A 15,557-nucleotide genomic window follows, 5' to 3' on the forward strand; every position below is an offset into this window, starting at 1 on the left:
TTCAGGTCTTTTGTATCCGTCAGATTACCTCACCGATCAGCTTGCGCGGATCGTGTTGACGAAATTGTCCGTGGCACCTTTCAGGGTCGTGAAGTTTTCCGAAAGCATGCTGACCGCACGCAAAACGTCACCCGATGCTGTTCCGGCCTCATTGACGGCCGAACTGACGGTTGCGATGTTTGAACTGACCGTGGTGGTGCCGGTTGCCGCCTGTTCAACGTTAAAGGCGATTTCACGGGTTGCTGCGGTCTGTTCTTCGATCGCCGATGAAATGGTGGCAATAATTGCATCCATTTCACTGACGGTTTTGCCCACTGCCTCAACCTGATTGACCGCACTTCCGGTGCGGGCCTGAAGGTTTTCGACATAACGGGTGATTTCCTCGGTCGCCTTGGCGGTCTGATCGGAAAGATTTTTGACCTCATTTGCGACCACGGCAAAACCACGCCCGGCATCACCGGCCCGTGCGGCTTCAATCGTGGCATTAAGGGCCAGCATGTTGGTCTGATCGGCAATATCGGAAATCAGTTTCAGCACATTTGAAATATTTTCCGATGCTTCGACCAGTTGCTGAAGGTCGGCCTGGGTCTTGTTGACCTGCCCGACTGCACTGCGTGCCACATCGGATGAATGGACAACCTGACGGTTGATTTCCTCGATCGAGGAATTGAGTTCCTCTGTGGCCGAGGCAACAGAATGCACATTGCCGCTGGCTTCTTCGGTTGCCGATGCCACAGCCACCGTCTGTTCGGATGCCGAACTTGCCAGCCGTGACATGCTGTCTGCGGTTGCCTGCAATTCCACCGCCGCCGCGGCAACGGTTTCAATGATCTGCCCGACATCGGAATTGAACGTGTCGGCCGTCTGGTTCATGAATTGGCGCTGGGCTTCCTTGGCGCGTTTTTCATCTTCGATTGCCTTGGCTTCAAGTTCGTCATTGCGAATGGCATTTTCCTTGAAGACCTGAACCGCGCCGGCCATCTGGCCGATTTCATCGCGCCGTTCCTGCCAGGGCACACTGACCGTAAGATCATGATCGGCAAGCTTGCGCATGATCTGGGTGATGGCAATGATCGGCTTTGACAAACGATCACCGATCAGAATGGCAATGACGATGCCAAGCCCCATACCGATCAGCGACGCGATCAGGATTTCGGTTTCCGCCAGACCGATTTCATCAACAACACGTTCAAAAATTGAATGTTCGGTCGCCGAAAATTCCGCCATCAGATCGGCTGCTTCAGACAGCAACAGACTGGATGCCTGTTCCATATCGCCATTGACCGTTTCAATGATGACCAGTTCATTTGACCGGATCTTGTCAAATGCATCACGGTAATCATCAAACAATGTCATGACTTCGCCGATAGTCTTTTTGTATTCCGCATCGGGTACTGTCTGGTTGATTTCAATCAGCCCGGTTTTGAGAAGACCGAACTCGCTGGCCGCCTTTTCGCCAAAGCTGTCATCCTGACGCCCGATCAGAATATTGGAATAAAGACGCGCCAGAAGCGCATGTTCACGCGCGGCCACCGCCTTTTTCAGGGCATCGATATTCTGGGTGGTTTCTGCACGTGCGATCAATGCATTGAGATCGGAAACGACCTTGATCCCGTCGGGTTCAAGACGGTCAGTGATCAGGGCGTGATATTCATCGCTCAGATCACGGACTTTTTCGAAATCCTGCATGTAGCGATCAAGTGCCCCTGATATTTTCTCGATCCGGGCACGATGTTCGGCTGACTCGAAACTTTGCAATGCCTTGTCAAGAATTGGGCGGATTTGATCGGCGATGACGAACACCTGTTCCGCGTCATGGGCGCTTGCCTTGTTGGCAAATTCGCGGGCATGACTTTTGAAACGCAAAAACCGCGTTTCAATCTGGGCAACAAGTGCGGCTTCTTCGACCCGCAACGCATATTCATCAACATCATGTGCAACTTTGGTGAAGCTGTAGAATGCGAATGCCAGCGCTGAGACAAGAATGACCAGCACTGCTGAAAACCCCAATAGAATCTTTGTCTTAACACCCAAGTTTTCCAAAAACGCCCCCGTCGGCGCAGAAGAAACACGCGACACCATCATACCCTCCGTGTTCGCAGCACCGCGCTACGATCTCTTTGATTACCAAGGTATCTGCTCATGACAGTCACTACCCTCCCCATATGGGGAGTACACAACCCTTGTTTTAGATAATCACAATATTGCAACTAACTTAAAGGTTTGGCGTAACATGCGAAATTACAAGGAAAAGTAAGGCCGACCTATCCAGAAGACCTGTATACCTGTCCTTTCGAATATGCCCGGCAGATCGGCCCAGTTCGGCGGATCAGTTTCCCTGTTTCTCAGCAACAGACACTGTAATTTCCAGACATGCTGGCAACCGCCGCAAAGCAGGGCAAACGCATTGGACCATCCCCCGTTATCAACCCAAGGGCATCGAAAATCAGAACCGGGGCATCGGTCCATAAAACGCCGATTTACACGCGGGAAACCCGCAAAATGGCGGGTAAGGTCGTGGGGATTTGCAAAAGAATACCTGATCTTTGCTTTGCGACTTCCAAGCGTGATCACATGCCTTCTGATATCCCGGCCGCAAACAACCGGGATATCGTGCATTTGCTCTGAAGTCCTCGCTTCGGGGTTAACCGCTGGTCAGGCGAAGTGGTTCCGGGCCGGTTTCAACCACACCACCCGCGGCCATTGCATAGGCCTGTGGCACCATCAGCCGCACCGGATAGGGCGACAGACTGATTTCGCATGGCAGTTTGCCGGCACTTTCACCGTCAATCTGAAGCGGAGCCGGGCCACAATGGCTGGTGATCGTGATGCGTTCAGACCGCACAACCGAGACATCGCTTTGCTCATGCAACCTGTTTAACGTCAGGGCTAGCCCATAGCGCGACAATGCACCGATACCGTTGCCGGGCATCAGGACAACATCAAAACCGTTATCGGTCAGCTTCGCAGTTGGTGAAATGATGAATTCGCCGCCGTAATGCTGCGCATGGGTCACCACAACCCCGGCCACCCGATAGTTTTCCCGCCCGATATTGACTTCAAAGTCGCGATGACGCGGGAAAAAGATGTTCCGCAATCCTTCAAGAACATAGGCACCCTTGCCGATCATGCGTTTGAGCTTGAGCGACACATTGGCAACCGTATCGGCATCGGCCCCCATTCCGACCATCAAAAAGAAGGCCCGCCCATTGACCAGTCCGGGCCGGATCCAGACCTGACCGGGATTGTTGATATAGTCGGCAATTGCCTTTGCCTTGCGTTCCAGCCCGACTTCGACGGCCAGAACATTCGCCGTCCCAAGCGGGATCACGCCAAGTGGCGGGACTTCGTGACCATCGATCTGGGCATCAAGAAGACCGTTCAGGGCCTCGTTCAATGATCCGTCGCCGCCGGCAACAAACAGGCGTTGATGGGCACGCACCTTGCGCGCCAATTCACGGGCATGCCCGGGATGGGTTGTCTGCAACAATTCCACCCTGATCCCTGCATGTTGCAAAATCTTGGACAGAAACCGCTGTTTGTTCCCCCCCGCACGGGGATTGAAAATCACAGTCACATCGGCATGGGTCATTCAGAACATACTTCCGAAATAAAACCGAAATAAATCATACACACGCACTACCATATGAAAGAAAAAATGTAACAGTTGCTTTACAGAACGACGAAATTTCTGTGAACGGGTTATAAAATCACGTTTTTTATTTTAAACCGATACTGGTTGGGGACAGTATTCGGCACCTCGAAACGCCGAATTCCAGCCATCCTTTTGGCAGGATACGGAGGAGCGGCAATGACAGCGATGACGCTGCAACCGCATTACCGCACGGTCTGGATTTCAGACGTCCATCTGGGGACACGTGGATGTCAGGCAGATCTTCTTTTGGATTTCCTCAATGAAGTAACAGCAGATACCTATTATCTGGTCGGTGACATTATTGATGGCTGGCGGCTCAAGAAAAGCTGGTATTGGCCGGAAAGTCACCATGCTGTTATCACGACAATCATGGATAAGGCAAAAAATGGCGCCAAAGTCATCTTTGTCCCCGGCAACCATGATGAATTTGCCCGTGAATTTGTCGATATGACCTTTGGGCATGTCGATGTCAAAATGAACGATATCCACGAAACAGCCGATGGCAAACGCCTGCTGGTCATCCATGGCGATGAATTTGACGGGGTTGTCAAATATGCCAGATGGCTGGCCTATCTTGGGGACACGGCCTACAACCTGGCCATCGCCCTTAACCGTTACTATAACGGCATTCGCCGCCGCCTTGGATACGGTTACTGGTCGCTTTCGGCCTATCTTAAAAACCGGGTCAAAAACGCCGTTCAGTTCATCTGCAATTTCGAAAATGCCGTCGCCCACGAAGCCGCGAAACGCAAGGTCGATGGTGTGGTTTGCGGTCATATCCATCATGCCGAAAAACGCATGATCGGAGATGTGCTTTATTGCAATGACGGCGACTGGGTCGAAAGCTGCACCGCCCTTGTTGAAGACAAGGATGGCAAGCTTGAACTTCTGCACTGGGCCGAAATGCGCCAGATGGCCATGAGCCATTCCAGCCCCGGACGGGACGCTGCAAGTACCCCGTCACTGGGTCTTGGCAAACTGATCTCCATGTTCCGCATTGCCCATGGCACGGACAATTCCGCATCGGGTGCTTCCAAAAAGCGCAGCGATGCCCCGATTGGAAAGACTGCATGAAAATACTGATCGTAACCGATGCCTGGTATCCGCAGGTAAACGGTGTTGTCCGTACCCTTGAAACCGTACGTGGCGAGCTGGGCGCGATGGGACATGATGTTCACATCATTTCGCCCGATCAGTTCAAAACCGTTCCATGCCCGACCTATCCGGAAATCCGTCTGGCCCTGTTTGCCAAACGCAAGATGGCCAAAATGATCGAGGCATTGCACCCGGTCGCCATCCACATTTCGACCGAAGGCCCGCTGGGTCAGGCTGCGCGTTCCTATTGCCTGAAACACGGTTTGCCGTTTTCAACCGCCTATCACACGCGGTTTCCGGAATATATTCATGCGCGCTGGCGGCTTCCGCTGTCGATTTCCTATCGCGGGATGCGCAAATTCCATTCCAAATCACGCTCGGTCATGGTCGCCACCGAAAGCCTGCGTCAGGAACTGTCCGACTGGGGCTTTGAAAACCTGCATATCTGGTCGCGCGGGGTGGATCTTGATCTGTTCCGGCCCCGACCAGACGCCTCATTTGGCGATTTCCCGAAACCACACTGGCTGTTTGTCGGGCGGGTTGCAGTGGAAAAGAATATCGGCCATTTCCTTGACCTTGATCTGCCCGGGACAAAGTTCGTGGTTGGCGACGGCCCGCAACTTAACGAGCTTAAGGGCAAATATCCCAATGCGCAGTTTCTGGGCAAAAAGGTTGGCGAAGAACTGGCAACAGCCTTTGCTTCGGCGGATGTCTTTGTGTTTCCAAGCAAAACCGACACCTTCGGCCTTGTGATCCTTGAAGCACTGGCATCGGGCACCCCGGTTGCCGTCTTCCCGGTTCAGGGACCAGCCGATATCGTGCGCGGCACCAAGGCCGGTGCCATTGATGCCGACCTACGCGAAGCAGCCCTGGCCGCACTTGAGCTGACATCCGAAGATGCCCGTGCATTGGCTGAACAATATAGCTGGCAGAATTCCGCCACCCAGTTCCTGCACAATCTGGCACCGTTTTCCGGCGGGTTTGACGGGATCGAGGCCGTCCGGATTTCGGTTGACGATGCTACCCGGCACAATGCAGGCACAAACCCGGCGACATCCCCCGATCAAGATCAGGAAAGCCTTGGCACAGCCCCGGTCGGCCAACCCGCCCAGTAAGTGGCTGGCCCCGGGGAAACCGACGGAAAGCGTGGAACGGGTGAAGTTCTATTTGCGATAAAGGCTTTTGCGCAAAGTGCGATAAGCCAGAATACCATTCAACGCGTCCGTTCCCAGCCATCTGCGGAACGGGCGCAAAATCATGTAAACCGGTCGCAAAAGCCTGATGACCTTGCGCAACGGGACAAGTTGCCCGGCAGTCTCGCCCGCTGTGGCAACATAGGTTGCCCATCCCGACCGCAACAATTCCGGACGTTTTTTGAATTCGCGCTGAATGGAAAATACGAACAACAAAATGTCGCGGGCTTGCGCATCTTCCAATGGCATGCGGGCATTCGGGTCTTCTTCAAAATCAATGAAGCCGATCTGGCCATCATCGCGTATCGTCATGTTTCGCAATAACGGTGCCCCGTGCGACACACCCGATGCGTGCAACCGCGCCAAAGCGGATGCAGCAGCAGTGATATGCTGTTTGACCCGGTCTTCATTGCCGGACCGAACATCATCTTCGATCCTGGTCTGAAGGATACCGCCATTGTCACCGATTGCGATCCAGTTGGCCCCTTCGCCAATCAGATCAGGCACAAGTACGCCACGTGCGGCCAGCTTGCGCAGGGTATTGGCTTCATTCACAAGCCCCGCCTTGCCGCCGGGCGACACCGTTGGACGCAAAAGCGGAATGCCCGTGACATTGGCCAGAAAACGCTGCAACCGATGCCAGACTTTTTCCTTTGCCGGCACCGCCTGTTTGACCCATATCCGCCGGCCATTCCAGCTTAACGGGAAAACGCGTGCGCCCACGCCCTGGGCTATTGTGTGCTCGACAAGTGCGTGCAGTTGCTCGTTCATTATTTTGTCTTATATGTCGCTCTTTGTGACCTGCTGATCTACAGATCAGTTTTGTGTCCGCATGAAGCTTACTGCGGCTTGCCGCTTATGGCTCGGCGTGCTAGCAACAGCGCGTACATTTGAATATTTATTTGAAGCCTTATCCATATAGACAGTATCAGTTCGATACAATGTGGAAATGGCCTAAACGACCAGGAAGAAGCAATTGCCCAAGAACTCCTTGGACCACACCACAGAACATTGGGGCACATGGCCGTTGGTCAAGCGCATCGTCAAAGATGCCGTTGCTCCATACTTCGGGAAAATTCTTCTTGCTCTTCTGTGTATGGCTTTAATGGCTGGTGCAACCGGCCTTTATGCGCTTCTGATGGACCCCATTATCAATGATGTCTTCATCAACAAGCGCGAAGCGATGCTTGTTCCTGTCGGCGCCGCAGTTCTTGGTTCCTTTGCACTGAAAGGTTTCGCCAATTACGGCCAGACCGTTTTGATGAGCTATGTCGGTGGACGCATTCTGGCCGACATCCAAAACCGTTTGTACGAACATGTCATTCGTCTTGATATCGGCTTCTTCCACAGCACCAATACCGGCAAGCTGATCACGCGCTTTACCAACGACATCACGGCAATGCGTGCGGCCGTTTCCAACTCGCTGACCGGATTTGGCAAGGATTTGTTGACTGCCATCGTGCTGATCAGCGTCATGTTCTACAAGGATTGGCTGCTTGCCATCATTGCATTCACGGTCTTTCCCGCTGCGATCTATCCGATTGCGCGACTGGGTCGCCGGATGCGCAAGGTGTCAGCCAACACCCAGCAGCAAATTGGTGAATTTGCCACCCTGCTTGAACAGACATTCCAGGGCATCCGCCATGTAAAGGCATATGGCATGGAACCTTACGAATGTTCACGTATGGGCAAGCTGGTTGAGACAGTCTTCAAACTGAGCTTCAAGGCACAAACCGTCAGTGCCCGTTCATCCCCCATCATGGAAACGCTTGGGGGTGCGGCGATTACAGCGATTATTATTTATGGCGGCAGCCGGGTGATCGACGGTGCCAGTGATCCCGGAAGCTTCTTTGCCTTTATCACGGCCCTTTTGCTGGCCTATGAGCCGGTAAAACGTCTGGCAAATATCAACATCACCCTGCAGCAAGGTCTGGCAGCATCACAGCGCGTTTTCACAGTTCTTGATATAGAACCCGAAATCAAGGATGCGCCGGATGCCAAAGCGCTAACGGTTTCAGGTGGCGATATTAGCTTCAAAAACGTCGCCTTTTCCTATAATCCGGAAATCACCGCCCTTCGCGATATTGATCTGGATATCAAGGCCGGGGAAACCGTCGCACTTGTTGGTCCGTCCGGTGCGGGCAAATCCACCATCCTGAACCTGATCCCGCGTTTTTATGACATTGATGCCGGTGCGATCACCATTGATGGTCAGGATATCCGTGGCGTTACGCTTGAATCCCTGCGCAAGGCAACCGCACTGGTCAGTCAGGAAATCACCCTGTTTGACGATACGGTACGCGCCAATATTGCCTATGGTCGCGCCGGTGCCAGCGACGCCGAGATCGAGGAAGCCGCCCGTCACGCCGCCGCCCATGACTTCATCCTTCAGCTTGAACACGGCTATGACACCATAGTTGGCGAACATGGCGTGAAGCTTTCAGGCGGGCAGCGTCAGCGTATTGCAATTGCGCGCGCAATGCTTAAAAACGCACCGATCCTGCTTCTGGACGAAGCAACATCGGCCCTTGATACGGAATCCGAACGCCATATCCAGGGCGCGCTTTCCGAATTGATGAAGGGGCGCACCACCCTTGTGATTGCGCACCGTCTGTCGACCATTGTTGATGCCGACAAGATTTGTGTCATCAATAACGGGCGCGTCATTGAACAGGGCAAGCACGAAGAATTGCTTGAACTTGGAGGGGCTTACGCAAACCTCTATAATCTGCAATTCTCAGAAGAAAACGGAAACTGATCCGGGCAATTTCGGGATAATCGGGCGTGCAGTGGCATAAGCGGATCATCAAAAGCGACACGATGCGCAGCACCTTGTGCTGGATAGCAGCAGCCTATGTGCGCCTTGTCCGCGTGACCGGCCGCTGGAAAACAGAAGGCGGCGATCTGCCCGCGCAATATTTGCGCGACGGCAAACCGTTCATCGTTGCCTTCTGGCATCAACGTTTGTTGATGATGCCCTATACCTGGCGTGCGGTTGGCGGTGATTTGCCGTTTCATATGCTGATTTCTTCACATCGCGATGGTGAAATCATTTCGCGCACCGTGGCTCATTTCGGCATTCAAACCATCGCGGGCTCCACCGGGGTTGGCAAAGGCGGTGCTGCGGCCCTGCGTCAAATCATCAAGGCACTCAAGGCCGGTGACGTTGTCGGCATGACCCCCGATGGCCCCCGCGGCCCCAGAATGCGGGCATCCGACGGGGTCGTACAGGCAGCCCGCATGGGCGGCGTTCCGGTTTTCCCACTGACTTATTCCGCATCAAGTCGCAAGATTTTCAAAAGCTGGGACCGTTTTGTCCTGCCCCTGCCGGTGCCATTTTCTCGCGGTGTGTTTCATTGGGGGGAACCGGTTTTCGTTGAGCGCAAACTCGATGATGCCGGTCTTGAAGCAAAGCGGCTTGAAATCGAAAACGCCCTGACCAAACTGACCCAGGATACCGACCGCGATCTTGGACTTGACGTCATTACACCTGCCGGGCCCGATGAATTGCCCAAACAGAAACGGTCCGAAATCGCAGCGGGGGAAACCGGCAAATGAGCCTGTTTTACGCCTATCGCGCGGCGACCCGCCTGCTTGGTCCGGCACTTCATCTTTATCTGAACCGGCGAAAAAAACGCGGCAAGGAAGATCCGGGCCGTATTGGCGAACGTTTCGGTCATCCAAGTGCGGTTCGTCCCAAGGGTCACCTTGTCTGGATCCATGGCGCCAGTGTTGGCGAATCATTGTCTGCCTTGCCGGTGATTGATGAAATTCGCCGTCGCTATCCCGGCCTGTCCATTCTGGTGACGACGGGGACTGTTACTTCGGCCGAACTCATGAATGCCCGCCTGCCGGAAGGTGTGATCCATCAATTCATTCCAATCGACCGACAGGTCTGCGTTGCCCGTTTCCTGCATCACTGGAAACCCGATGTCGCACTGTGGCTTGAAAGTGACCTTTGGCCCAATATGCTGACCAAGGCACAAAAGGCCGGTGTGAAACTTGCCCTTCTGAATGGCCGGATTTCGGAAAAAAGCTTTAAGGGCTATTCCCGCTATCCGTCATTCATTCGCCCGGTCATATCGGCGTTTGATCTTGTGCTGACGCAAAGTGATGACGAAACAAATCGGTTTGCCTCACTAGGCGCTGGTAATGTCAAAACGGTCGGGAACCTCAAATTCGCCGCCCCGCCGCTGCCTGCCAATGAAAGCGCACTGGCAAAGCTTCAGGAACAGATCGGACTGCGCCCGGTCTGGCTGGCATCAAGCACATTCGCCGGTGAAGAACGCATTACCGGGGACATTCACAAAAAGCTCTCAGCCGAACAGGCCGGGCTTTTGACCATCATCGTGCCACGCCACCCGGACCGCGCAAACGAGATCGAGGCCGAGCTGATCGCACAAGGGTTGCAAGTTGCCCGACGCAGCCTTGGTCACATCATCACCCCGGGCACGGATATCTATCTTGCCGACACAATTGGCGAGTTGGGCCTGTTTTACCGGATCGCGCCGGTCTGCTTCATGGGCAAGACGCTTTGCGCATCGGGCGGGCAAAACCCGCTTGAACCGGCCCGCCTGAATTGCGCCATCCTGCATGGCCCGGATATGAGCAACTTTGCCACCATCAGCGAAGAAATGCGTATTGCGGGTGCATGCCGCCCGGCATCGGATGCAGATGATCTGTGCCGTCAGGTTGGTGCCCTGCTGCGTGATCGCGAGACCGCGCGAACGATCGCCGAAGCCGCCCTGCACTATGCCAATTCAAAGGCAGAAGTTCTTGACCATACCGTTGATGCGCTGCGCCCGCTGATGGCGCAAAAAGCAATCGACGAGGCCGATCATGCGTGATCCCCGCTTCTGGCAGAAAGATGGTCTGGTTCCGAAGCTGCTAAGCCCGTTGTCATTGCTGTGGCGTGCCGGGGCATGTGTGCGCGCAAAAACCACAACCGCGCGCCATCCGGGCTGCCCGGTATTTTGCGTTGGCAATTTCACCGTCGGCGGTGCGGGTAAAACACCGACATCCGTTGCCCTGTTTGATGTTCTAAGCGCATTGGGTCGTCACCCGCATTTTGTCAGCCGCGGCTATGGCGGCTCCATTGCCGGTCCCCATCGCGTCGACCCTGATCTTGATGACGCATCAAAGGTCGGGGATGAACCGTTGCTTCTGGCGCATCATGGTTCGGCATGGATATCGCGCGAAAGATTTCTGGGTGCGGAAATGGCCCGGGATGCCGGTGCGGATGCGATCATTCTTGATGACGGATTGCAAAACCCGTCCCTGATCAAGGATTGCAGCTTTGCCGTTATCGACAGCAATTATGGCATCGGAAACGGCCGCGTCATGCCCGCAGGCCCCATGCGCGAACCCCTGATCAGCGGCCTTGAAAAGGTCCATGCGATCATTCTGATCGGCGATAAGACCCCGGACTTCATCACCAATCTTCCGGCATCCGTACCGATCCTGCGCGCACGGATCGTGCCCGTAAACGGCGACCGCTTTGCCGGCAAGAATGTTGTCGCCTTTGCCGGCATTGGCCGCCCACAGAAACTCTATGACAGTCTGGCGTCGGTCGGGGCACGGATCGTCGCCACACAGGATTTTGACGACCATCATGTCTTTGCGCCCGATGAGTTGACAGCTTTGCGCATGACAGCGGCAAAACTCGATGCGGAACTTGTAACCACGCAAAAAGACCTGATGCGCTTGCCATCCGACAGCCGGAACGGCATAAACAGTCTCGACATTCGACTGGTGTTCGAGGCACCCGATCAGCTTTCCCAGATTGTGAAGACAGTACTCGCCGATGGATAAGAACAGCGACCTTTACCGGATGCGCCAAAAATACCTGTCCCACCCGTTGCAAGGGTTCGGGGCCTATCTGCTTTACTGGATGTTCGCCATCATGCCGATCGATATGGCATCGGGGTTTGGCGGCTGGCTGCTGCGAACAATCGGCCCCAAACTGGGACAGTCCAAAAAGGCCCGCAACAATCTGGTCAAGGCATTCCCGGAAAAGTCACCGGCCGAAATTGATCAGATCATCGTTGATATGTGGGACAATCTTGGCCGGTCGGCCGGGGAAATCCCCCATCTTCACAAACTGCGTCCGGGCGGGCCCCGCATCGAAATCGTCGGCGTGGAAAACGGCTTGGCGCTAAAGGACGATGACAAACCCGGCCTGTTCTTTACCGGTCATATCGGCAACTGGGAAGTCACCATGTGCATTGCCACCGTGCTGGACATGGAAATGATGAGCGTCTATCGCGCGCCCGACAATCCGTGGGTCGATAACCTGTTCATGCGCGCCCGCAAGACATTCCGGGGCGAACTGGTACAAAAAGGTCCAAGTGGCGCCCGCAAACTGACGCGTTGCCTGAAAGACGGCGGCCATGCCTGCATGCTGGTCGATCAGAAAATGAGCGACGGCATCGCGGTCCCGTTCTTTGGCCGCGATGCAATGACGGCCCCCGCACTTGCGCAATTTGCGCTCAAATACGATGCGCCGATTGTTCCGGTGCGTTCAGAACGGATCAATGGCGCGCATTTTCGCATGACGTTCTATCCCCCCGTTCCGGTCACCAAAACCGGCGACCGTCACGCCGATGTCGCCAAAATCATGACCGATGTGAATGCGATGATGGAATCCTGGATCCGCGAACGCCCCGCCCAGTGGCTTTGGGTCCATCGCCGCTGGCCAAATTAGCATTTGCAAATTTTCCGGCATTTATTAACGCATTGAGAACATCATTGCTTCAGACTTGCGGTTCTGAAATTTGAACCCCGGGGTCAGGAGCTACCCTTTCTTGCGCCGCTTATTGATCATTCTGACTTTGATGATCGCCGGATCGATGTTTGTCGTTTGGCCAAGCATGGCGCTTGATCATGACATTGCCGATATCCGCGAAACCGCCCGGGAAATCCGGCTGCGGATATCCGAACTTGATCAGCAGCTCAAGGAACATCTGCGCAAGGCCATCGAGGAATATGGCGACCGCCCGGTCGAATGTTCGGACGAAAATCCACGGTCCACACTTGCCGAATGTGTCGAAGCCGACGCCAATGACCTGACCCGAACGGCAATCACGATTGCACGTGCGGGCGATACTGAAGACGACCTGACAGGCGATCTTGCCGATACCGAAGAACGGTTTGCCCTGTTTACCCAGCAAATGAACAAGACCAATGATCTTTTGGCGCGTGCTGGCGCCAAACTTTACATGAACAGTCTTGATGTCGGCCCGGAAATGGATCAGTTGCGCCACAATGTCATTGCCTATATCGAACTGAAACAGGCCAATGAATTGCGCACCAAGCAGGCCTTACTGATCGCAACAGTGGCGATTATCCTGCTTGCGATCTTTTCGCTGATTTTTGCCGTGATCCAGCGGTTCAGATAGAATTCAACGCCCCATCGCGTTTGTCACAGGACAATTGGTCTTGATCAATCACGCAAAGGTCGTTACCCGGTAACTCACACCTTCAAACGCCCGAAACGTCAAAGGGAACCGTCATGACCGAAGCCTATTGGCAGGACATTCTTGTCGCCTTGCGCCAGATTATCCGGGCGACGGATCTCCATTCCAAACGTGTGATGAAGGCATGTGGCCTGACCATCCCGCAAGTCATGGTGTTGCGCGCCATTGACGAATTGCAGAATGTCACGGTCAAACGCATTTCCAATCACGTGTCGCTTAGCCAGGCGACTGTGACGACCATTTTGAACCGTCTTGAGCAGCGCAACCTTGCCGAACGCCGTCGCAGTTCGACCGACAAACGGGTGGTAAACACCTTTTTGACCGATGCCGGGCGCGACGTTCTGGCAACGGCGCCAACCATGCTGCATGAAGAATTCATTACCCAGTTCGAAGCTCTGCCCGACTGGGAAAAAACACAGCTTCTGTCATCAATGCAGCGCGTGGCAACCATGATGGACGCAGAACAGATTGACGCCGCCCCGATCCTTGACGTCAAGGCCGCCGACTGGGTGCCCCCGCAAAGCGGCCAGAACGGATAGGCTGCGCAACCACGCCCAATTCCGGTCGCGATCAGACGCCTTGTTCGGGCAGACCGATGATCTGGTTTCCATTGCGTCTGGCATCACCAACCGCCGAAAACCTGGCGCCATCCGCGCTGACCTTTGCGGCGTGAACCCCGCCAAAGAACATGTCTTCGCGGTCCCAGCGGCTTTGATTTTCAAGACTAAGCTGATCAAGCAACGCATCATCAAAGCCCGGTTCCACCGACAGAAGGCTGTCTTCGACATGCATGCGCGGCGCGGATACCGCCCCGTGCAGGGTCATGTCAAATACATCAATATTCAAAAGCACCTGAAGCATGGTCGACCGGATGCGATTTGATCCCCCCGATCCAAGCGCAATCGCCCCGCCATCATCGCCAAGATAAAGCGCAGGCGTCATCATCGATGTCATCCGCACCCCGCAGGGCCACATATGAAACCCGTCGGGCGAAAGATCCGCTTCGCCAAGCATATTGTTCATCATGATGCCGGTTTGCGGCACGATCCGCCCGGAACTTGACCCGTTTGAGATGGTCGCAGCGGCAAGGTTGCCGTCTTCATCGACAACCGAAATATGGGTCGTGCCCTGCTGACTAAGCGGGCGTTCGCCGATCATCAGACGATATCTTTCGCAAAGCTCGTCCGACAGGATCGCCGACGTCGCGCCATATTCCCCGCGCACCAAACCGGTTGCGTGGATGATCTGCGACATTGCCTCAAGATGGCGGGCCGACCCGAAACCACCCAGTGCCATTTCCCGCGCAAGCTTAAGACCAAATCCCACCAGCACCCCGCCCGACGCCGGGGGCGGGTTCAGGACAAACCGGCCCTTGCGCCCGCCAACCAGAAGCGGGTCCCGCACCAGCACACGATAGGCCGCAAGATCATCCGCCCCAAGATATCCACCGAATTCCTGGCATTCCCGGACCAGCGCATGTCCGATGTCCCCGCGATAAAACCCGTCGGCACCGGTCCGCACCAAATATTCAATGCAGTGCGCAAGATCGGGTTGAACATGGCGGGCACCCGTTTCAAGCAGTTCAAACCCGGCTTCGTCGGTATGGCCCGGCTTGCCAAAAACGGCACGGCTTTGCGCCGAAAAGCCCAGCAACGGTTCGACAATCCCCATCACATAGCGTTGAAAATCATCCAGAATCACGCCATTTCGGGCCGCATCAATTGCCGGTTCGGCCAATTGTGCCATTGGCAAAGTCGCCAGATCATCATGAATTTCAAACAGGCCGGCAATAACGCCCGGCATTGCCACCGATCCATAACCGCCGTGGAATTCCTGGGTGACACCCCCGGCAAAAGTCGCAAGACGGCTTTCGAATTCAAGATCTTCGCGGGATCGCTTTTCAAGCGGGGTTTCAACAAAGAAATCATAAAGACGCGGCGGTTCCCCAGCCGGGCGTGCCATCACAAAACCGCCACCACCAAGGGACGCCAAAACCGGTTCGGCAACACAGGCCGCCCACATGGCCGCCACCACCGCATCGAACGCATTGCCACCATCATCAAGCACACGGGCGGCGGCGCGTGCGGTGACTTCATGTCCTGCGGCGACGGCCCCGTGCTTTTTCATGGCTTGCGTTTC

General features: G+C 54.9%; 14 protein-coding genes. 10 read left to right on the forward strand and 4 right to left on the reverse strand.

Annotated elements, in window-relative coordinates; genetic code table 11:
- Positions 1-36: 36 nt before the first annotated feature.
- Positions 37-1,995: a methyl-accepting chemotaxis protein gene (locus CU041_RS19570; protein ID WP_170310313.1), complete on the reverse strand. Its 1,959-nt coding sequence runs from the start codon at positions 1,993-1,995 to the stop codon at positions 37-39.
- Between CU041_RS19570 and CU041_RS20760 the strand changes: the two genes are divergently transcribed.
- Positions 1,985-2,146 carry a hypothetical protein gene (locus CU041_RS20760; RefSeq protein WP_170310314.1) on the forward strand — a complete coding sequence of 54 codons (162 nt, stop codon included), beginning with the start codon at positions 1,985-1,987 and terminating at the stop codon, positions 2,144-2,146. The genes CU041_RS19570 and CU041_RS20760 overlap by 11 nt on opposite strands.
- Before the next feature lie 498 nt (positions 2,147-2,644).
- Here the strand turns inward: CU041_RS20760 and CU041_RS19580 are convergent, their stop codons facing one another.
- Positions 2,645-3,592, reverse strand: a complete 948-nt coding sequence (locus CU041_RS19580; protein ID WP_068517260.1) for a diacylglycerol/lipid kinase family protein — start codon at positions 3,590-3,592, stop codon at positions 2,645-2,647.
- Between the two features lie 219 nt (positions 3,593-3,811).
- Here CU041_RS19580 and CU041_RS19585 point away from each other — a divergent pair, with 219 nt between their 5' ends.
- A complete protein-coding gene (locus CU041_RS19585; protein ID WP_068517261.1) occupies positions 3,812-4,729 on the forward strand; it encodes a UDP-2,3-diacylglucosamine diphosphatase in 918 nt (305 codons plus the stop codon).
- Entirely contained in the window at positions 4,726-5,865 is a 1,140-nt protein-coding gene (locus tag CU041_RS19590) for a glycosyltransferase family 4 protein (protein ID WP_101248149.1), read from the forward strand. Before CU041_RS19585 ends, CU041_RS19590 begins: the two co-directional genes overlap by 4 nt.
- Before the next feature lie 48 nt (positions 5,866-5,913).
- Here the strand turns inward: CU041_RS19590 and CU041_RS19595 are convergent, their stop codons facing one another.
- Entirely contained in the window at positions 5,914-6,714 is an 801-nt protein-coding gene (locus CU041_RS19595) for a BUD32 family EKC/KEOPS complex subunit (RefSeq protein ID WP_101248150.1), read from the reverse strand.
- Positions 6,715-6,970: 256 nt separating this feature from the next.
- Here CU041_RS19595 and CU041_RS19600 point away from each other — a divergent pair, with 256 nt between their 5' ends.
- The 7 genes from CU041_RS19600 (at position 6,971) to CU041_RS19630 (ending at position 13,957) form a co-directional block, all read left to right on the forward strand.
- On the forward strand, positions 6,971-8,701 hold the full coding sequence (locus CU041_RS19600) for an ABC transporter ATP-binding protein (RefSeq protein ID WP_082817672.1): 1,731 nt from the start codon (positions 6,971-6,973) through the stop codon (positions 8,699-8,701).
- Positions 8,702-8,727: 26 nt separating this feature from the next.
- Positions 8,728-9,501: a lysophospholipid acyltransferase family protein gene (locus tag CU041_RS19605; RefSeq protein ID WP_233433184.1), complete on the forward strand. Its 774-nt coding sequence runs from the start codon at positions 8,728-8,730 to the stop codon at positions 9,499-9,501.
- On the forward strand, positions 9,498-10,790 hold the full coding sequence (locus CU041_RS19610) for a 3-deoxy-D-manno-octulosonic acid transferase (RefSeq protein WP_101248152.1): 1,293 nt from the start codon (positions 9,498-9,500) through the stop codon (positions 10,788-10,790). Before CU041_RS19605 ends, CU041_RS19610 begins: the two co-directional genes overlap by 4 nt.
- A complete protein-coding gene (gene lpxK, locus CU041_RS19615) occupies positions 10,783-11,754 on the forward strand; it encodes a tetraacyldisaccharide 4'-kinase (RefSeq protein ID WP_101248153.1) in 972 nt (323 codons plus the stop codon). Before CU041_RS19610 ends, lpxK begins: the two co-directional genes overlap by 8 nt.
- A complete protein-coding gene (locus CU041_RS19620; RefSeq protein ID WP_101248154.1) occupies positions 11,747-12,646 on the forward strand; it encodes an LpxL/LpxP family acyltransferase in 900 nt (299 codons plus the stop codon). Before lpxK ends, CU041_RS19620 begins: the two co-directional genes overlap by 8 nt.
- Positions 12,647-12,746: 100 nt before the next feature.
- Positions 12,747-13,340, forward strand: a complete 594-nt coding sequence (locus tag CU041_RS19625; RefSeq protein ID WP_068517268.1) for a hypothetical protein — start codon at positions 12,747-12,749, stop codon at positions 13,338-13,340.
- A gap of 113 nt (positions 13,341-13,453) precedes the next feature.
- Entirely contained in the window at positions 13,454-13,957 is a 504-nt protein-coding gene (locus CU041_RS19630) for a MarR family winged helix-turn-helix transcriptional regulator (RefSeq protein ID WP_068517269.1), read from the forward strand.
- A 31-nt stretch (positions 13,958-13,988) separates the two neighbouring features.
- On the opposite strand, the gene CU041_RS19635 is transcribed toward CU041_RS19630, so the two are convergent.
- Positions 13,989-15,545, reverse strand: coding sequence for a gamma-glutamyltransferase family protein (locus CU041_RS19635; RefSeq protein ID WP_101248155.1), 1,557 nt, complete (start codon positions 15,543-15,545; stop codon positions 13,989-13,991).
- Positions 15,546-15,557: the final 12 nt, after the last annotated feature.

It is taken from the genome of Thalassospira povalilytica, from assembly GCF_002844235.1.
Classification (GTDB): domain Bacteria; phylum Pseudomonadota; class Alphaproteobacteria; order Rhodospirillales; family Thalassospiraceae; genus Thalassospira; species Thalassospira povalilytica.